Annotated in this window: 17 protein-coding genes; 16 read left to right on the top strand and 1 reads right to left on the bottom strand. The window is 71.4% G+C overall.

Features of this window, described 5'->3' with window-relative positions; all coding sequences use genetic code 11:
- The 14 genes from infB to HGBR_RS07985 form a co-directional block, all read left to right on the top strand.
- On the top strand, positions 1-2,249 hold a 2,249-nt coding region (gene infB, locus HGBR_RS17090), incomplete at its 5' end, for a translation initiation factor IF-2 (protein WP_019158825.1).
- A gap of 103 nt (positions 2,250-2,352) precedes the next feature.
- Positions 2,353-2,817: a 30S ribosome-binding factor RbfA gene (rbfA, locus tag HGBR_RS08045; RefSeq protein WP_026077436.1), complete on the top strand. Its 465-nt coding sequence runs from the start codon at positions 2,353-2,355 to the stop codon at positions 2,815-2,817.
- A 184-nt stretch (positions 2,818-3,001) separates the two neighbouring features.
- Entirely contained in the window at positions 3,002-3,940 is a 939-nt protein-coding gene (locus HGBR_RS08040) for a VldE C-terminal domain-containing protein (protein ID WP_019158823.1), read from the top strand.
- An 11-nt stretch (positions 3,941-3,951) separates the two neighbouring features.
- On the top strand, positions 3,952-4,893 hold the full coding sequence (gene truB, locus HGBR_RS08035) for a tRNA pseudouridine(55) synthase TruB (RefSeq protein WP_019158822.1): 942 nt from the start codon (positions 3,952-3,954) through the stop codon (positions 4,891-4,893).
- Between the two features lie 127 nt (positions 4,894-5,020).
- Positions 5,021-5,647: a MarR family transcriptional regulator gene (locus tag HGBR_RS08030; RefSeq protein WP_019158821.1), complete on the top strand. Its 627-nt coding sequence runs from the start codon at positions 5,021-5,023 to the stop codon at positions 5,645-5,647.
- Positions 5,644-6,156 (top strand): hypothetical protein, encoded by a 513-nt coding sequence (locus HGBR_RS08025; protein WP_019158820.1) that lies wholly within the window; start codon positions 5,644-5,646, stop codon positions 6,154-6,156. Before HGBR_RS08030 ends, HGBR_RS08025 begins: the two co-directional genes overlap by 4 nt.
- Positions 6,157-6,258: 102 nt before the next feature.
- Entirely contained in the window at positions 6,259-7,194 is a 936-nt protein-coding gene (locus HGBR_RS08020; RefSeq protein ID WP_019158819.1) for a bifunctional riboflavin kinase/FAD synthetase, read from the top strand.
- Between the two features lie 84 nt (positions 7,195-7,278).
- The gene (gene rpsO / locus HGBR_RS08015) at positions 7,279-7,548 is read left to right on the top strand and encodes a 30S ribosomal protein S15 (protein ID WP_019158818.1); all 270 of its coding nucleotides are present in this window, start codon (positions 7,279-7,281) and stop codon (positions 7,546-7,548) included.
- A 336-nt stretch (positions 7,549-7,884) separates the two neighbouring features.
- On the top strand, positions 7,885-10,116 hold the full coding sequence (locus HGBR_RS08010; RefSeq protein ID WP_019158817.1) for a polyribonucleotide nucleotidyltransferase: 2,232 nt from the start codon (positions 7,885-7,887) through the stop codon (positions 10,114-10,116).
- Positions 10,117-10,126: 10 nt separating this feature from the next.
- On the top strand, positions 10,127-11,488 hold the full coding sequence (locus HGBR_RS08005) for a M16 family metallopeptidase (RefSeq protein WP_019158816.1): 1,362 nt from the start codon (positions 10,127-10,129) through the stop codon (positions 11,486-11,488).
- Between the two features lie 164 nt (positions 11,489-11,652).
- Positions 11,653-12,273, top strand: coding sequence for a superoxide dismutase (locus HGBR_RS08000; protein WP_019158815.1), 621 nt, complete (start codon positions 11,653-11,655; stop codon positions 12,271-12,273).
- A 156-nt stretch (positions 12,274-12,429) separates the two neighbouring features.
- Positions 12,430-13,182 (top strand): 4-hydroxy-tetrahydrodipicolinate reductase, encoded by a 753-nt coding sequence (gene dapB / locus HGBR_RS07995; protein WP_019158814.1) that lies wholly within the window; start codon positions 12,430-12,432, stop codon positions 13,180-13,182.
- Positions 13,179-13,649, top strand: a complete 471-nt coding sequence (locus tag HGBR_RS07990) for a hypothetical protein (RefSeq protein WP_019158813.1) — start codon at positions 13,179-13,181, stop codon at positions 13,647-13,649. The genes dapB and HGBR_RS07990 overlap by 4 nt, the downstream gene beginning before the upstream one ends.
- Positions 13,646-14,848: a MalY/PatB family protein gene (locus tag HGBR_RS07985; protein WP_019158812.1), complete on the top strand. Its 1,203-nt coding sequence runs from the start codon at positions 13,646-13,648 to the stop codon at positions 14,846-14,848. The genes HGBR_RS07990 and HGBR_RS07985 overlap by 4 nt, the downstream gene beginning before the upstream one ends.
- On the opposite strand, the gene HGBR_RS17085 is transcribed toward HGBR_RS07985, so the two are convergent.
- Positions 14,802-16,115 (bottom strand): heparan-alpha-glucosaminide N-acetyltransferase domain-containing protein, encoded by a 1,314-nt coding sequence (locus HGBR_RS17085; RefSeq protein ID WP_019158811.1) that lies wholly within the window; start codon positions 16,113-16,115, stop codon positions 14,802-14,804. The genes HGBR_RS07985 and HGBR_RS17085 overlap by 47 nt on opposite strands.
- 41 nt (positions 16,116-16,156) lie before the next feature.
- On the opposite strand from HGBR_RS17085, the gene dapA reads away from it, so the two are divergent.
- Both dapA and HGBR_RS07970 read left to right on the top strand, forming a co-directional pair.
- Positions 16,157-17,080, top strand: a complete 924-nt coding sequence (gene dapA / locus HGBR_RS07975) for a 4-hydroxy-tetrahydrodipicolinate synthase (protein WP_019158810.1) — start codon at positions 16,157-16,159, stop codon at positions 17,078-17,080.
- The gene (locus tag HGBR_RS07970) at positions 17,074-18,759 is read left to right on the top strand and encodes a ribonuclease J (RefSeq protein WP_019158809.1); all 1,686 of its coding nucleotides are present in this window, start codon (positions 17,074-17,076) and stop codon (positions 18,757-18,759) included. Before dapA ends, HGBR_RS07970 begins: the two co-directional genes overlap by 7 nt.
- The last annotated feature ends 61 nt before the right edge of the window (positions 18,760-18,820 follow it).

Genomic DNA, 18,820 nt, shown 5'->3' with positions numbered 1-18,820 from the left:
GCGGTCGTCCCGGCAACAACCCCTTCGCCTCGGCGCAGGGGATGCCCAAGCCCGGTGCCAAGCCCGGCGGCGGTCCCCGTCCCGGCGGCGGCTCCGGTGCGCCCAAGCCCGGCGGTGGCGGCGGTCCCCGTCCCGGCGCTCCGCGTCCGGGCGTGCCGCGTCCCAACCCCGGCATGCTCAAGAACTCCGCACTGGCCAAGCCCGGTGCAGGCGGTCGCGGTCCCGGCGGCGGCCCCGGTGGGCCCGGTGCCCCCGGCGGCGCACCCGGCGGTCGCGGTCGTCCAGGCGGAGGCCCGCGCGGCTCCGGTCGCGGTCGCGGCAACACCCAGGGCGCCTTCGGGCGCGGTGGGGGTCGTCCCGCGCGCGGTCGCAAGTCGAAGCGGGCGAAGCGCGCAGAGCTGGAGCAGATGCAGGCTCCGTCGGTGGGCGGCGTCACCGTCCCCCGCGGTGACGGCACCACGCCCCTGCGGCTGCGTCGCGGCGCCTCGCTGGCGGACTTCGCAGAGAAGATCAACACGGATCCGACGAACCTCGTGACCATCCTCTTCCACCTGGGGGAGATGGCGACGATCACCCAGTCGCTCGACGAGTCGACCTTCCAGGTGCTGGCGGAGGAGCTGGGCTACAAGCTGGAGATCGTGTCCGCGGAGGACGAGGATCGCGAGCTGCTCGAGACCTTCGACATCGATCTGACGGAGGAGGGCGACGCGGAGAACATGGTCGCGCGTCCGCCGGTCGTCACGGTCATGGGCCACGTGGACCACGGCAAGACGAAGCTGCTGGACGCGGTCCGCCAGGCCAACGTGGCCGGCGGCGAGGCCGGCGGCATCACGCAGCACATCGGTGCCTACCAGGTGAGCGTCACGCACGAGGATCAGGAGCGTGCGATCACGTTCCTCGACACCCCGGGCCACGAGGCGTTCACCGCGATGCGTGCCCGCGGTGCGAAGTCGACGGACGTCGCGATCCTCGTGGTCGCCGCGGACGACGGCGTCATGCCCCAGACGATCGAGGCCCTCAACCACGCGCAGGCGGCCGAGGTGCCGATCGTCGTGGCGGTCAACAAGATCGACAAGGAGGGCGCGAACCCGCAGAAGGTCATGCAGCAGCTGACCGAGTACAACCTGGTCGCGGAGGAGTACGGCGGCGAGACGATGTTCGTCCCGATCTCCGCGCTCAAGCGCGAGGGCATCGACGCACTGCTCGAGGCCGTCCTCCTCACGACGGACGCCGCGCTGGTGCTCGAGGCGGACCCGGACCGTCGGGCCCGCGGCCTGGCGATCGAGGCGAAGCTCGACAAGGGTCGCGGCGCCGTCGCGACCGTGCTGGTCGAGTCCGGCACGCTGCGCCAGGGCGACGCGATCGTGTGCGGCACCGCCCACGGCCGTGTCCGCGCGATGTTCGACGAGAACGGCAACCAGCTCGACGAGGCGGGGCCGTCGCGTCCCGTCCAGGTGCTGGGCCTGTCCTCCGTCCCCCGGGCGGGCGACACGTTCCTGGCGACCGGCGACGACCGGACGGCGCGTCAGATCGCGGAGAAGCGCGATGCGATCGAGCGGAACGCGCAGCAGGCGCGCAGTCGCAAGCGCATCAGCCTCGAGTCGTTCACGCAGGCGCTCGAGGAGGGGAAGGTCGACATGCTCAACCTCATCCTCAAGGGCGATGTGTCCGGTGCGGTCGAGGCCCTCGAGGACTCGCTGCTCAAGATCGACGTGGGCGACGAGGTCGACCTCCGCATCATCCACCGCGGCGTCGGTGCGATCACGGAGAACGACATCAACCTCGCGACGGTCGACAACGCGATCGTCATCGGCTTCAACGTGCGGCCGGAGGCCAAGGCCCGCGATCTGGCCGAGTCCGAGGGCGTCGATGTGCGCTACTACTCGGTGATCTACGACGCGATCGACGACATCGAGAGCTCGCTCAAGGGCATGCTCAAGCCGGAGTTCGAGGAGGCCCACGTGGGTTCCGCGGAGATCCGCGAGGTCTTCCGCTCCTCCAAGTGGGGCAACATCGCGGGCTCGATCGTCCGCGACGGCCTCATCAAGAGGAACTCGAAGGCGCGTCTCACGCGCGACGGCGTGGTCGTGGGCGACAACCTCACGATCGAGTCGCTGCGCCGGTTCAAGGACGATGCGACGGAGGTCCGCGAGGGCTTCGAGTGCGGCATCGGCCTGGGCAGCTTCAACGACATCCGTGAGGGCGACCTCATCGAGACGTTCGAGATGCGCGAGAAGCCGCGCGACTGAGCGCGGTCCCGTGATCGGGGGCGGCGGTGACGGCGCGTTCCGCGTCCTCACCGCCGCCCCCGACCGGTTCCATCCCATCCCCATCATCCTCAAGGGAGAAGCCATGGCAGATCCGACCCGCGCGCGCAAGGTCGCCGACCGCATCAAGGTGAGCGTCGCGCAGACCCTGGAGAAGCGCGTCAAGGACCCCCGACTGGGCTTCGTGACGGTCACGGACGTGCGCGTCACGGGCGATCTCCAGAACGCGACCGTCTTCTACACGGTCTTCGGCTCCGACGCGGACCTCGAGGGGACCCGTGCGGCCCTGGAGTCCGCGAAGGGGCTCATCCGGTCGGAGGTGGGCAAGGTGCTGCGCATCCGGCTCACCCCCACGCTCGAGTTCGTCGCGGACGCAGTCCCGGCCGCGGCCGCGGAGCTGGACGAGCTCATCGCCCGCGCGCAGGCGCACGACGCCCAGGTCGCGGCACTGGCCCGCGACGCGCAGCCGGCGGGGGAGGCGGACCCGTACCGCCGCCCGCGCACGGAGGACGAGGCCGCGGACGACGACGAGGTCACGGACGAGGACTGAGCGCCCGTCGATCCGTGATCATCACGGCGCTGTCACGTGATCCGGACAGCAGAAGGGCGCCGCACCGCGGCGCCCTTCGTGCGTGTCACCTGCACCGATGCGGAGGCGTTTGCACTCGCTCCCCAGATGGGTACACTTGCTCGAGGTAACGGAACGATCACGAAACTGTGAAGGAACGATCCGAGTGGGCAAGCATTCAACACCGCAGCAGTCCTGGGTGACCACCGCGCGCGATTTCGCGGGGGCGGTCGCTACGTTGCACCGCAAGCCGCAGGGGCGGCACGGCGGGGCGGACGCGGAGCAGACGACTGCGACCGGCGTGCTCCGGACGGTGCGCCAGCGACCCATGGTCGCCGCGATCGCACTGCCGGCGGCCGCGACCGTGGGGATCGTCGCCTCGACGTTCGCGCTGGGCCAGAACGAGTCCGGCGGCACGGTGACGGCGGAGGACACGACGCAGGTCTCCGAGTCGCCGACGACCGAGGACGAGTCCACCGCGCCCTCGGAGGAGGAGCAGCAGCAGAAGCAGCTCGACCGCGAGCGCGAGGAGTACGCGGAGTCCCTCCGGGAGGACGACAAGTACAGCGCGGCGGGGGAGTCGAACCTCAAGGCGATGCCCAAGCCCACCCCGTCCCCGTCCGCCTCCGCGGCGTCCTCCGCCGCGGCGTCCTCCGCCGCGGCGTCCTCCGCCGCGCCTTCGGCCGGCGTGGGCGACAGCAGCGGCGAGTCGACGGATGAGAGCGCGGAGGGCGGCTCCGGGGGTGTGTCCGATCAGGCGTGCTCGGTGTCGTCGGACATCGAGTCGGGCCTCACCCCCAACGGGCGGGCCGCCTACCGCGCGGTGTGCGCGGAGTTCCCGGAGGTCTCCTCCTACGGCGGTCGCCGTGCGGACCCGGGCTCGGACCACAACAGCGGCAACGCCGTCGACATCATGATCACGGGCGCCACGGGTGACCGCATCGCGGAGTACCTCATCGCGAACCGCGACAAGCTCAACGTCAAGTACGTGATCTTTGAGCAGAAGATCTACGCCTCCTACACCGGCTGGTCCGGCCGCCCCATGGAGGACCGCGGCTCCGTGACGGCCAACCACTACGACCACGTGCACGTGTCGGTCGGCTGATCCCACCGGCCGTGACCTCTCCCCACGGACTCCTCCTGCTCGACAAGCCGCAGGGCTGGTCCAGCCACCGCGTTGTCTCGCGCGTGCGGAAGTGGCTGGGGACCCGCAAGGTGGGGCACGCGGGCACGCTCGACCCCATGGCGACCGGACTGCTGGTCGTGGGGGTGGGTCCCGCCACCCGTCTGCTCACCTTCGCGGTGGGCCTCGACAAGACGTACACGGCCACGATCCGGCTGGGCGCCTCGACGCCCACGGACGATGCGGACTCCGTCCCCGACCGGTTCGCCCCGGCCCCGGCCGTCGACGCCGTGGACGCCGCGGCGGTCGATGCTGCGCTGCCGCGGCTGCGCGGCGACATCCTGCAGACTCCCAGCGCGGTGTCGGCGATCAAGGTCGACGGCCGCCGCGCCTATGCGCGCGTGCGCGCGGGCGAGGACGTCGAGCTGGAGGCGCGCCCCGTCACCGTCTCCCGCTTCGAGCGGGTCTCCGACCCGCGACGGGAGTCCGTCGTCGATGCCCAGGGCCGCACCTGCGGCGTCGTCGACGTCGATGTCGTCGTCGACTGCTCGTCCGGGACCTACGTCCGTGCGCTGGCCCGTGACCTGGGTGCCGCCCTGGGCGTGCACGGGCATCTGACCCGGCTGCGTCGGACGCGCGTGGGCGACTACGCGATCGATGATGCGCTGGCGGTCCCGGACTTCGAGGCGGACGTCCCGCCGCCCGTCCTGCTTCCCCCCGCCGAGGCCGCGGCCGGGCTGCTGGCCGTCCTCACCGTGACGGCGGAGCAGGCCCGCGACCTGCGGATGGGGCGGCGGATCCCCGCGTACGGATCCGCGGGCGGGGGCGCTCCCCGGGTCGCGGTGTTCCCTGGGGAGCCCGCGGACCTCGTCGCGGTCGTCGATGTGCGCGAGGGCGAAGCGGCGCCCCGCGTCGTGTTCCCGGCGCTGACCTGATCCTGCCCCGCGGCGGTGCTGCGCAACCGGATCCGATTGATTTCCATGAAGCAACCGATTGTGGTTGCAGTGCGAAATGCAACCGAAAACGGTTGACTCAGAAGGTATCGGTCGCTTGAATGGGGGCATGTACGTCCTCACGATCGACCAGGTCGACTCGCGCACAGGGGAGGACGCCGTGCCACGACTGCTGCGGCTCCTGGCGCCCGTCGACACGATGCTCCCGTTCGAGCGGACCGCCGGTGACGAGGTCCAGGGGGTCCTCTCCGATCCCGCGCAGGTGCTCCTCGCCTGGCGCACCGCGGTGCGCGACGGGCACTGGTCCGCGGGGCTGGGACTGGGTGGGGACGGCGAGCTGGGCGCGACGAGCCGCGCCTCCCGCGGCGGCCCCTTCCTGGCCGCCCGTGACGCGGTTGAGGACGCGAAGCAGGAGCCCTCGCAGGTCTCCGTGCGGGTCTCGCCGGACGCGCCGCCCGCTGCGGCGCGCGCGGCGCTCGACGCGCAGGCGGTCATCCGCCTGCTGTCGATCCTGGTGCGGGGGAGGACCCCGGCCGGCTGGCGGGTCGTCGACGCGGCCGCCGCGCGACCGGATGCGACGCAGGCGCAGCTGGCGGACGAGCTGGAGGTCTCCCGGCAGGCCGTCTCGAAGGCGCTGCTCGCCGCCCACCTGCGCGAGGTGTCCGACGGCGAGGAGACCGCGGCCCGCCTGCTGGCCCGTGCGCTCACAGCGTGCGCGGACGGAGGTGTGCGATGAGCCTGGAGCTCCTCGACTGGGTCACCGCGCTGGGTGTGGGCGCGACCGCGGCACTCGCGGGGTGGCCGCTCACGCGCTGGGCGCTCCACCTCGCAGCGGGGCGCGACCGCAAGCTGACGGAGACGGAGACTCCGGCTGCGGTGCCGCACCTCCCGGAGAGTGCAGAGCCCGCGGCACCTCCGCCGGATCCGCCCACCGGCGCATTCCCCGACATGCCCGTCGACGATGCGACCGTCGACGATGCGACCGTCGACGACGCGACCGTCGACGACGAGGGCCTGCTGCGCGGAGGACTGTGGATCGGCCTGCTGGAGCGCCTCATCATCGCCGGCGGCGTGGCACTGGGCGAACCCGCGGTCGTGGGGGTCGTCGTCGCGATCAAGGGGCTGGGCCGCGTGCCGGAGCTGCTCAAGAGCCCCACGGCCGGCGAGCGGTTCATGATCGGGTCGCTCGCCTCCCTGGGCGTCGCCCTGGCCTGCGGCTCGATCGGCCGGGCACTGATCGGGTGATCGACTGCGATACCCTGGTCCGGGCTCCCGCGCCGCGGGCGAAGCCGGGCCCCGGCCGTCGTCGCGGCCGCCGCTGAACCGACGCTCTCCGAGAGGACGCAGGTGGACATCTTCCGCACGCCAGAGGACATGCCCCAGGACTACGACCGCACCGCGGTCACCCTGGGGAACTTCGACGGCGTGCACCGCGGCCACGCGGTCGTCCTCGATGCGCTGCGCACCAGTGCGCGGCAGCGGGACCTCGCCTCCCTCGTCGTGACCTTCGACCCGCACCCGCGGCTGGTCCACCAGTCGGACTCGCCCGTCGAGATGATCTGCGGTCTGCAGCAGCGACTGGGCCGCATCGCGGACACCGGCGTCGACGCGGTGCTCGTCCAGCACTACACGCTCGAGTTCGCGCAGCAGACTGCGGAGGAGTTCGTCCTCGACTACCTGGTCCGCCGGCTGCGCGCCCGGCTCGTCGTCGTGGGCGCGGACGTGCGCTTCGGTCGGGACAACTCCGGCGACCTCGCCGCCCTCCAGCGGTTGGGGCAGGCTCACGGATTCGAGGTCGAGGTGATCGACGAGGTGGGCGAGGGCGCGCGCTACTCCTCGAGCGCGATCCGGCGCCTGCTGGAGTCCGGAGACGTGCGCGCGGCCGCGCAGCAGCTGGGCTACGACCACACGCTCACCGGGACCGTCGTCCACGGCGAGAAGCGCGGCCGGGAGATGGGCTTCCCCACCGCCAACCTGGCACTCGACGCGGAGGGGCTGGTCCCTGCGGACGGTGTGTACGCCGGCTGGATGACGTTCCCCGCCCGGGGGCTGCGCCTGCCCACCGCGATCTCCGTGGGCACCAACCCCACGTTCCAGGGCGCGGTCCGCACCGTCGAGGGGCACGCTCTCGACGTGGCTTTCGAGGATCTGGATGTGTACGGGGACACGATGGAGGTGTCCTTCGTCGAGCGCATCCGCGGTCAGGTCGCCTTCCGCGGCATGGAGCCGCTCATCGCGCAGATGCACGAGGACGTCGACCGGGTCCGCGCTGTGCTACGCTGAACGCTGCCGTTTTCATCGGCCGCGGTTCCACAGTGCTCGCACACGAGGTGCGGGCGCCGCGCAGCGACACCACGGAGGACTCACATGGCTCTGGACCAGAAGGTCAAGCAGGAGATCATGAAGGAATACGCGACACACGAGGGCGACACCGGTTCTCCCGAGGTGCAGATCGCGGTCATGTCCCGTCGGATCAAGGATCTCACGGAGCACTTCAAGGAGCACAAGCACGACCACCACTCGCGTCGCGGACTGCTGCTCCTGGTCGGCAAGCGCCGCCGGATGCTCAAGTACCTGCAGCAGGTCGACATCGAGCGCTACCGCGCGCTCATCGCCCGCCTGGGTCTGCGCCGCTGATCGACCGGTCCCCGGACCGGCATCGGCGCCACGGAGCCCCGCACCACCCCACCGGTGGTGCGGGGCTCCTGTCGTCCGCGCGCCGCGCGGACCCGTCCGGGCGCACGGCTTGCTACGATGGGCGGGTCCACCGCCGGTGACATCGTCGTCGGTCCTCGACAGTGGCCTCCGCAATCCGATGTGCGTGGGTCTCGATCGAAGGCCGCCGAACAGCGACGCGCTGACATGCAGCGCACGTCGCCGGCACTACTGCGCACGCCCCGCGAAGGATGGGGCCGGTGCGCATCATCACGCCGCCCGCTCGTCGAACGTGCGCGGCGGCAGAACGGAGACACCGTGGGTCTGAACCCCGAGTCCGCCGTCGCCCACATCGATAACGGGCGCTTCGGCACACACACCATCCGCTTCGAGACCGGCCGTCTGGCTCAGCAGGCCGCAGGCTCCGTCTGTGCCTACCTGGACGACGAGACGATGCTGCTGTCGGCAACGACGGCCAGCAAGCGGCCCAAGGAGCACTTCGACTTCTTCCCGCTCACCGTCGACGTCGAGGAGCGCATGTACGCGGACGGCCGGATCCCCGGCTCGTTCTTCCGCCGCGAGGGCCGTCCGTCCACGGACGCGATCCTCACCTGCCGTCTCATCGACCGCCCGCTGCGCCCGTCCTTCGTCAAGGGCCTGCGCAACGAGGTCCAGGTCGTCGTCACCGTCATGTCGGTGGCTCCCGGCGTCCTCTACGACACCCTGGCGATCAACGCCGCCTCGATGTCGACGCAGCTGTCCGGCCTGCCGTTCAGCGGCCCGATCGGCGGCGTGCGCATCGCGCTCATCGACGGCCAGTGGGTCGCATTCCCCACGCACGAGCAGCTGGAGGACGCCGTCTTCGACATGGCCGTCGCCGGCCGCGTCGTGGGTGACGACGTCGCGATCATGATGGTCGAGGCGGAGGCCACCGAGCGCGTCATCGACCTGGTCCGCGGCGGCGCCACCGCGCCCACGGAGGAGGTCGTGGCCAGCGGTCTGGAGGCCGCGAAGCCGTTCATCCGCGAGCTCGTTCGCGCTCAGCAGGAGCTGGCGGATCGCGCTGCGAAGCCCACCGCCGACTACCCGGTCTTCCGCGAGTACCAGGACGACGTGTACGCCGCGGTCGAGGAGCTGGCGCTCGAGCAGCAGACGAAGAACTTCCAGATCGGCGACAAGCAGGAGCGCGAGGCGGCAGGCGATGCCCTGCTCGACTCGCTCTACGAGCAGCTGGGCGAGCGCTTCGAGGGACGCGAGGGCGAGATCGCCGGCGCCCTCAACGCGCTCACCAAGCAGGTCATCCGCAAGCGCATCCTCACGGAGCAGGTCCGCATCGACGGCCGCGGCCTCAAGGACATCCGTCCGCTCACCACGGAGACCGGCGTGATCCCGCGGGTCCACGGCTCCGCCCTCTTCGAGCGCGGCGAGACGCAGATCCTGGGCGTCACGACGCTCAACATGCTCAAGATGGAGCAGCAGATCGACTCGCTGTCCCCGGTGAAGTCGAAGCGCTACATGCACCACTACAACTTCCCGCCGTTCTCCACCGGTGAGACCGGTCGCGTGGGCAGCCCCAAGCGCCGCGAGATCGGGCACGGCGCACTGGCCGAGCGCGCGCTCATGCCGGTCCTGCCCACCCGCGAGGAGTTCCCCTATGCGATCCGCCAGGTGTCGGAGGCGCTGGGCTCCAACGGCTCGACCTCGATGGGCTCCGTCTGCGCCTCGACGCTCGCGATGCTCCACGCGGGCGTGCCGCTGCGCGCGCCCGTCGCCGGCATCGCGATGGGCCTCGTGTCCGACGTGATCGACACCCCGCAGGGGCCGCAGACCGCGTACGCGGCGCTGACGGACATCCTGGGCGCGGAGGACGCGTTCGGCGACATGGACTTCAAGGTCGCCGGCACCCGTGACTTCATCACGGCGATCCAGCTGGACACGAAGCTCGACGGACTCCCCGCCGCAGTCCTGACGGCGGCCCTCTCCCAGGCCCGCGAGGCGCGCCACGCGATCCTCGACGTCATGGGCGAGGAGATCGACGCACCGGCGGAGATGGCCCCCACCGCACCGCGGATCATCTCCGTCAACATCCCCGTCGACAAGATCGGTGAGGTCATCGGCCCCAAGGGCAAGATGATCAACCAGATCCAGGAGGACACGGGCGCGCAGATCAGCATCGAGGACGACGGCACCGTCCTCATCGGCGCCTCCGACGGGGCAGCGGCAGAGGCCGCGCGCAGCGCGATCAACGCGATCGCGAACCCGCAGGTGCCCGAGGTGGGCGAGCGCTACCTGGGCACGGTCGTCAAGCTCATGAGCTTCGGCGCCTTCCTGTCGCTGAGCCCGGGCCGCGACGGCTTGCTGCACATCTCCGAGCTGCGCAAGCTTAACGAGGGCAAGCGCGTCGAGGACGTCGAGGACGTCCTGGGCGTGGGCCAGAAGGTCCAGGTCGAGATCACGAAGATCGACGACCGCGGCAAGCTGTCGCTCGTCCCCGTCGTCGACGAGGCCGAGGGCGCGGAGCAGACGGACGCGCCGGCCGAGGAGGCCTGAGCACGCCATCGTGAGTGAGATCCTCTCAGCCGGGGAGGGCGGTCGCATCGAGCGCACCGTCCTCCCCGGCGGCATTCGCATCATCACCGAGACCGTGCCCGGCCTCCAGTCGGAGACCGTCGGCGTGTGGGTGGGCTCCGGCTCGCGGCACGAGACGGACCTGACCGCCGGGTCGACGCACTTCCTCGAGCACATGCTCTTCAAGGGCACGACGACACGGTCGCCGCTCGACATCGCGCGCGGCCTCGAGCGGACCGGCGGCGACTCCAACGCGGTGACCGCGAAGGAGTACACGAGCTACTACGCCCGGTGCCTCGTGAGCGACCTCGACTCCGTGAGCGAACTCCTGTGGGACATGGTGCTGCGCTCGACGCTCGCCGTCGACGAGTTCGAGCGCGAGCGCGGCGTCATCATCGAGGAGCTCGCGATGGCCGCGGACGATCCGACGGACCAGTTGTTCGAGGACTTCGAGCAGCTCGCGTTCACGGATCAGTCGCTGGGCCGCCCCGTGGGCGCGACCCGCGAGCAGATCCGCGCCCTGCCGCACACGGTCCTGCGCGATCACTACGCGCAGGCCTACGCGGGCCCCGGCCTGGTCTTCGCGGCCGCCGGGGGAGCGACCCACGCGGAGGTCGTCGACCAGGTGGTCCGCCACATCGCGGGCCACGGGCAGGAGACCCCCGCCGAGGCCGGGGCCGCCGTCCGCACGGACGGAGACTCCGCGGCCGGAGACTCGGCGGTCGGGACCGCATCCCGGCAGCGGGAGGCGAGCACGGCCTCGGCGGCGGTGTTCACCCCCGGCATCCACCTGCGCGCCCGCAGCACGGAGCAGCAGGGGATCATCCTGGGCACCCGCGGCCTGCACGAGGGGCACGCGGACCGCTTCACCCACCTCGTCATGTCGAACCTGCTGGGCGGGGGCATGGCCTCGCGGCTGTTCCAGCGGATCCGGGAGGAGCACGGGCTCGCGTACACGGTGCAGACGGTGCTGAGCCAGTACTCGGACACGGGGCTGTTCGGCGTCTACGCCGGCTCGGCGCCGGAGTCCGCGGGCACGGTCCTCGACCTCGTGGGCGAAGAGCTGGCCCGGCTGGCACGCGAGCTGCCCTCGGCCCAGGAGGTCGACGACGTCGTCTCGCAGCTGGCCGGCGGCACGGTGCTGGGACTCGAATCGAGCGCGGTGCGGATGAATCGGATCGCGCGCCACGAGCTCACGGGCCTGCCGCTGCTCAGCCCGGAGGAGCTCATCGAGGCCGTCCGAGCGGTCACTCCGGACCACATCCGGGCGCACGCGGCGAGCCTGCTGGAGCAGGAGTGGGCGCTGGCGGGCGTGGGACCGCGCGAGGACCTCGTCCTGCCGGCACTGGGCTGAGGCCCCGACCGCGTCCGGGCAGCCGCGTCCCACAGAGGGAGACGGCCCCCGGACGCGGGAATATCCGCCCCTGTGGGTGCCGTTGTCCCAGGTGGCGGCCCGCGATAGGGTCGAAGCCGTGGCCGGGCGCACTGCCGGGCCGGAACCCACCAAGGAGGCACATCATGGCTGAGTACAGCCTTCCCGACCTTCCGTACGACTACGCCGCACTGGAGCCGCACATCTCCGGTCGCATCATGGAGCTGCACCACGACAAGCACCACGCGACCTACGTGAAGGGCGCCAACACCGCTCTCGAGCAGCTGGCGGAGGCCCGTGAGAAGGGCGAGTTCGGCACGGTCGGCAAGCTGTCGAAGGACCTGTCCTTCAACCTGGGCGGTCACATCAACCACACGATCTTCTGGAACAACATGAGCCCGGACGGCGGCGACAAGCCCACCGGTGAGCTCGCCGCCGCGATCGACGACCAGTTCGGCGGCTTTGACGCGTTCCAGGGCCACTTCACGGCCGCCGCGACCTCGATCCAGGGCTCCGGCTGGGCCATCCTGGGCTGGGACACGCTGGGACAGCGCCTCACCCTCGAGCAGCTCTACGACCAGCAGGGCAACGTCCAGGTGGGCTACGTCCCGCTGCTGCAGCTGGACATGTGGGAGCACGCCTTCTACCTCGACTACCAGAACGTGAAGCCGGACTACGTCAAGGCCTGGTGGAACATCGTCAACTGGGAGGACGTGCAGGCCCGCTTCGACCGCGCGCGCACCCAGACGCCGGGCCTCATCGCCTGAGCCGACGCCCGTCGCGGTGCCCCGCACCGCTGAATCCGCGCCCCCGCAGCCTCCCGGCCGCGGGGGCGCGGTCGTCCCCGGCGGTAGGGGACTCGTAGAATCGGGCCGGACGCAGTTGGACGACCGGCCCGCGCGCCGGAGGACGGGGAACGATCTGTGAGCGACATCCGAGTGGCAGTCATCGGGGCCGGGGGCCGCATGGGCTCGCACGCCGTCCGGGCGATCGAGGCGGCGGACGGCCTGGTGCTGGCCGCGGCGCTGGGCAGCTCCGACCCGATCGAGACCGTGCTGGAGGCGGACGTCGACGTCGCCGTCGAACTGACCGTGCCGGATGCCACGCAGGCGAACGTCGCGTTCCTCGTGGACCACGGGATCGACACCGTCGTGGGCACGACGGGCTGGTCCCCGGAGGCGCTCGACGCACTGCGGGAGCGACTGGCCGGGCACCCGGACGCCGCCGTTCTCATCGCCCCCAACTTCTCGATCGGAGCGGTGCTGGCGATGCGGTTCGCAGAGCTCGCCGCCCCCTACTTCGACTCCGCGGAGATCGTCGAGATCCACCACACCCGCAAGCTCGATGCGCCGTCCGGCACGGCCGCCCACACCGCCCGTCGCATCGCCGCCGCCCGCACCGCCGCGGGCCTGGGTGCGATGCCGGACGCGACGGCCGCGGACCCGGACGGGGCGCGCGGCGCCGTCATCGACGGCGTGCACGTGCACGCGATCCGCCAGCAGGGGATGAACGCGCACGAGGAGATCCTCCTGGGCTCCGACGGCGAGGCCCTCACGCTGCGCACGGACACGTTCTCCACCACCGCATTCATGCCCGGCATCCTCACCGCGGTCCGGGCGATCGGCGACCGCGCCGGTCTGGACGTGGGCCTCGAGGCCTACCTGGACCTCGCATGACGCGTGCGAAGGTGGGCGTCGCGATCATCACGCTGGCGCTCCTCCTCTACTTCTGGTTCACCCTGCAGCGGGCCTGGATCATGCTGTCGGACCCGTCGCTCGTCGCGAAGGGGATCGGCCTGGCCCTCGTGGCGCTGCCGCTCGTGGGCGCCTGGACGGTCCTGCGCGAGCTGCTGTTCGGCGCGCAGACGGAGCGGCTGGCGGGGATCCTCGAGCGCGAGGGCGGTCTGCCGCCGGACACGCTGCCGCGCACGCCGGGCGGCCGCATCGTCCGCGCGGCGGCGGACGAGGAGTTCGAGAAGTACCGGCGCGAGGCCGATGCGGCCCCGGACGACTGGCGGTCGTGGTTCCGCCTGTCCTGCGCCTACGACGCCGCGGGCGACCGGAAGCGCGCGCGGTCGTCGATGCGACAGGCGATCGGCATGGAGAGGACCGACCGACACACGGACACGGAGGCATCGTCATGAGCGAGAACCCCCTGCTCGGACCGTCCCTCGAGGACCTGCGGACCCGCACGAGCATGAAGTGGAGCCTGTACCCGCAGGACGTCCTGCCGCTCTGGGTGGCGGAGATGGACGTGACGCTGGCGCCGGCGGTGACGGAGGCGATCGTGCGGGCCGCCCGCACCGGCGATACCGGCTACCCGTTCGGAACGGCCTACGCCGAGGCCGTCGCCGCCTTCGCGTCGGACCGCTGGGGCTGGTCCGGACTGGACCCCGCCCGCACCGCCCAGGTGCCCGACGTCATGATGGGCATCGTCGAGGCGCTGCGGCTGCTGACCCGGCCCGGGGACGCCGTCCTCGTCACCTCACCGGTGTACGCGCCGTTCTTCGCGTTCGTGACGCGGGCGGAGAGGCAGATCGTCGAGACCTCGCTGACCGACGGGGGACGGCTCGACCCGGCCGCGATCGAAGACGGCCTCCTGCGGGCCCGCGCGGCCGGTTCCGACCGTCCGGTCGTGCTGCTGTCGAACCCGCACAACCCCACCGGCACCGTCCACACCCGCGCAGAGCTGGAGGCGGTCGCAGAGGTCGCGCGCCGGCACGGCGCCCGCATCATCTCCGATGAGATCCACGCGCCGCTCGTGTACTCGGGCGCCGCGTTCGTCCCGCTGCTGTCCGTCGCGGGTGCGGAGAACGCGTTCGCCCTCACGAGCGGATCGAAGGCCTTCAACCTCGCGGGGCTCAAGGCCGCCCTGCTCATGGCCGGGCCGGAGGCCGCAGCGGACCTTGCGCGCCTGCCGGAGGAGGTGAGCCACGGGCCCAGCCACGTGGGCATCCTCGCGCACACCGCAGGCTTCGAGTCCTCCCGCGGGTGGCTCGATCAGCTGCTGAGCGGACTGGAGGACAACCGCGATCTGCTGGGACGGCTGCTGGAGGAGCATCTGCCGCAGGTGACGTGGCGTCCGCCGCAGGCCACCTACCTGGCGTGGCTCGACGCGTCCGCACTGGGACTGTCCGCCCCGGCCTCCGCAGACGCCCTGGCGGTCGTGAGCGATCTGGCGGGTCCGGCGAAGTTCTTCCTGGACGAGGCGCGGGTGGCACTGAGCTCCGGGCACGTGTTCGGTCGCGGCGGCGGAGACGCGGTCCGCCTCAACTTCGCGACCCGACCGGAGATTCTCAGCGATGCGGTCCAGCGGATGGGCCGGGCGGCGGCGCAGCGCTGATCGCACCGGACGCCGGCGGTGCGGGCGTGCGGGGGTCCCGGAGCAGGGGCCGCTGCACCGCGCGCACCGCCGTCGTCATGACCGCTTCGAAGGGCCCGCGCCGGGAGACGAGTGAGGTCCACAGCACCGCGGCGACGATGATGATCGCGATGTTGAGCAGGAACCACTGCGTGAGCGTGCCGACCCCCGGCAGCGGGAGCAGGTCCGGCACCTCCTGGACCGCGGCCAGCACGCAGATGTGCAGCGTGTACATCGACAGGGGAGTGGAGCCTGGCCGGGACAGCCACGCGTGCAGCCAGACGGGCCCGCGCGCCAGGACGGGCCCCACCAGGAGGCACAGGGCGATGACCGCCATCGCGACCCCCGCGGTCTGCACGAGGTCGACGGGGGTGCCCGAATGGGGTGCGGCGACGACCAGCCACCACGGGGAATCGGCGGGTGCCACCCCGTACGCGCCCAGCAGCAGGACCTCGTCGACGAAGGTGGGACCCGAGTCCCACTGCTGGCCGTAGAGGGACTCGAGCTCCCATCGGCCGCGCAGGTTCATGAGCAGCGCGGAGGCGGACAGGGCGAGGACGGTGGCCGCGCTGCCGCCCAGCAGCAGCGCGATCCTCGACTGGACGTCCGACCAGTCGAGGCGTGCCAGCCACATCCCCAGCACGATGTAGCCCAGCCACTGCAGCAGCGGGTAGTACCCGGTCAGCACCAGGCCGATCCACATGTCCGGCACCGCCAGACTCGTGAAGGCCGGCATGACGAGATCCGCGTCTCCCACCGATCCGGTCCGCAGCGCGTGCGAGACGAGCGGCGCGAGGAGGAACCACGCCCACGCGGTCGCGCCCAGTAACCACGTGGGGAAGCGGAGGAACAGCGGTGCCAGGACGAAGAGCGCGCCGTAGTTCACGAGGATGATCGCGATCCCCGACGGCAGCTCGCCCAGGAGCAGTCCGATGACGGCGATGAGGGCACCGCGGACCACGAGGCCCGCCGCGGCGGCCGACCACGCCCGCGCGCCCGGGACGCGCAGCACCGCGCGGGTCGAGAGGATGATCGAGATGCCTGCGAGGACCGCGAAGAGCGCGGACGCGCGCCCCTGCAGGTGGCCCACGACGGTGAGCGCCCCGGCCTCGTCGATGCGGGGGAGGATGTGTGTGGCCATCATCCCGAAGAGCGCCAGCCCGCGGGCCAGGTCGATCCCCAGCACACGGTCGGACCGGCCGGCGGTCGCGGTGGGGGCTGTGACGGACACGGCGTTCGGCTTGTGCACGGTGGGCCCTCAGGTGGTCGCGCGGCGGGTAGGATCGGAGTATGGCCATGATAGAGGACGCCGCAGACCGCGCGGCGATCGACGCCTTCGGTCGTGTGGGCACGGCGATGATCACCCCCTTCACCCCGGAGGGGGCCGTCGACCTGCCGGCCGTGGAGGCGACCGTCGACCACCTGGTGGGTCTGGGCAACGACATGCTCGTCGTCTCCGGCACCACCGGTGAGGCCTCGACGACGACGGACACGGAGAAGACGGAGATCCTCCGCGCCGTCGTGTCCGCGGCCGCCGGTCGCGCGCGCATCGTCGCGGGCGTGGGCACGAACCACACCGCGCAGTCCATCTCCCTGGCCCACAGCGCGCAGGACGCGGGGGCCCACGGCCTCCTGTCCGTGACGCCCTACTACTCGCGCCCCACCCAGGACGGGGTCATCGCGCACACTCGGGCCCTGGCGGACGCGACGGACCTGCCGGTCATGCTCTACGACATCCCCGGCCGGTCCGCGACCGCGTTGGACACGCAGACGATCCTCACCCTGGCGGAGCACCCGCGCATCCTCGCCGTCAAGGACGCGAAGGGCAGCCTGGCGGCCTCCCAGGAGGTCCTGGCCTCCGGCACCATCGCCTACTACTCGGGCGAGGACGCGCTCAACCTCCCCCTGCTGTCGATCGGCGCCGTCGGCATCGTGTCCGTCGTGGGACACGTCGCCGCGGACCGCTTCAGCACCCTCGTCTCCCTCGTCGCGTCGAACGATGTCGCGACGGCCCGCCGGATCGCGGCGGACCTGGTCCCCCTGGTGGACGCGATCATGAACCGCATGCCCGGAGTCGTCGCCGCGAAGGCGGCGCTGGAACTCCTGGGCGTGATCCCCTCGCGCACCACGCGACTCCCCCTGCTGCCGGCTGACGCGCAGCAGGTCGACGCGGTGCGCCTAGCCCTGCGAAGGAGCGAATACCTCACGTGCTGACATTCCAATCGGAGACCCGCGAACCGCGCAAGCCGTCCCCCGACGACCTGCGGATCGTCGCGCTGGGCGGCCTGGGCGAGGTCGGTCGCAACATGACCGTCTTCGAGTACCGCGGCAAGATCCTCATCGTCGACTGCGGCGTCCTGTTCCCGGAGGAGGAGCAGCCTGGCGTCGACCTGATCCTGCCGGACCTCACCTACCTCGAGGGCCGCTACGACCGGATCGTGGGCCTCGTCCTCACCCACGGCCACGAGGACCACATCGGCGCGGTCCCGTATCTGCTGCGCAAGCGCAACGACATTCCGATCCTGGGCTCGACGCTCACGCTCGCGCTCATCGAGGCGAAGCTCAAGGAGCACCGCATCCGGCCCGTCACCCGGGTCGTGAAGGAGCACGACACGGACCAGCTGGGTCCGTTCGACCTCGAGTTCCTGGCGGTCAACCACTCGATCCCGGACGCGCTGGCCGTCATGATCCGCACGGGTGCGGGCAACGTGCTCCACACCGGCGACTACAAGATGGACCAGCTGCCGCTGGACGGCCGGATCACGGACCTGCGCGCCTTCGCCCGCCTGGGCGAGGAGGGCGTCGACCTGTTCCTCACTGACTCCACGAACGCGGAGGTGCCGGGCTTCACCCCGTTCGAGAAGGACATCGGACCGGTCCTCGTCAACCTCTTCGCGCAGGCGCAGCGCCGCATCATCGTCGCCTCCTTCGCCTCCCACGTGCACCGCGTCCAGCAGGTGCTCGACGCCGCCAGCGCGCACGGCCGCAAGGTCGCGTTCGTGGGCCGCTCGATGGTCCGGAACATGAAGATCGCACAGGATCTGGGCTACCTGACCGCGCCCGCCGGCACCATCATCGACATGAAGCGGGTCGACGACTACCCGGACGACCAGATCGTCCTCATGAGCACCGGCAGCCAGGGCGAGCCCATGGCGGCACTGGGTCGCATGGCGAACCGCACCCACCCCGTCGAGGTGGGGGAGGGCGACATGGTCATCCTCGCCTCGTCGCTGGTGCCGGGGAACGAGAACGCCGTCTTCCGCGTCATCAACGGGCTCATGAAACTGGGCGCGAAGGTCGTCCACAAGGGGTCTGCGAAGATCCACGTGTCCGGCCACGCCTCTGCGGCCGAGCTGCTGTACACGTACAACATCGTCCAGCCGCGCGGTGTCATGCCGGTCCACGGCGAGTGGCGCCACCTGCTGGCCAACGGCGAGCTGGCGCGGCAGACCGGGGTGCCGGAGGACCGGATCGTGCTGGCGGAGAACGGCTACGTCGTCGACCTGGTCGACGGCGTGCCGCGCGTCGTGGGCGCCCACCCCATGAAGGACCTGTTCGTCGACGGCTCGTCCGTGGGCGGGATCACGGAGGCGGACCTCAAGGACCGCCTCACTCTGGCGGGCGAGGGCTTCGTGTCGATCTTCATGGCGGTCGACGGGTCGCGTCGGGAGGTCATCGCGGGGCCGGAGATCCACACGCGCGGTGTGGCCGAGGACGCGGACACCTTCGCGACCATCGCCCCCAAGGTCGAGGCCGCCGTGCTCGAAGCGCTGCGGAACGGCACGAAGGACCGCCACCAGCTCCAGCAGATCATCCGCCGCACGATCGGCCGGTGGATCTCCTCGAAGCTGCGGCGCAAGCCCATGATCGTCCCGCAGGTCGTCGTCCTCTGATCCTGTGAGTCGACGTCCGCGATGACAGCGAGGCGCCCCGCCACCCGTGAGGGTGGCGGGG

The organism is Brevibacterium senegalense (assembly GCF_000285835.1).
GTDB lineage: Bacteria > Actinomycetota > Actinomycetes > Actinomycetales > Brevibacteriaceae > Brevibacterium > Brevibacterium senegalense.
The sequence above is the reverse complement of the archived record's forward strand: the minus strand, read 5'-3'. Positions and strand labels throughout refer to the sequence as shown.

Bases quoted from the DNA above. Each gene is read 5' to 3' on its own strand.
- rbfA (WP_026077436.1), top strand. From the start codon at position 2,353: ATGGCAGATCCGACCCGCGCGCGCAAGGTCGCCGACCGCATCAAGGTG.
- HGBR_RS08030 (WP_019158821.1), top strand. From the start codon at position 5,021: ATGTACGTCCTCACGATCGACCAGGTCGACTCGCGCACAGGGGAGGAC.
- HGBR_RS08025 (WP_019158820.1), top strand. From the start codon at position 5,644: ATGAGCCTGGAGCTCCTCGACTGGGTCACCGCGCTGGGTGTGGGCGCG.
- rpsO (WP_019158818.1), top strand. From the start codon at position 7,279: ATGGCTCTGGACCAGAAGGTCAAGCAGGAGATCATGAAGGAATACGCG.
- HGBR_RS08000 (WP_019158815.1), top strand. From the start codon at position 11,653: ATGGCTGAGTACAGCCTTCCCGACCTTCCGTACGACTACGCCGCACTG.
- HGBR_RS07990 (WP_019158813.1), top strand. From the start codon at position 13,179: ATGACGCGTGCGAAGGTGGGCGTCGCGATCATCACGCTGGCGCTCCTC.
- HGBR_RS07985 (WP_019158812.1), top strand. From the start codon at position 13,646: ATGAGCGAGAACCCCCTGCTCGGACCGTCCCTCGAGGACCTGCGGACC.
- dapA (WP_019158810.1), top strand. From the start codon at position 16,157: ATGGCCATGATAGAGGACGCCGCAGACCGCGCGGCGATCGACGCCTTC.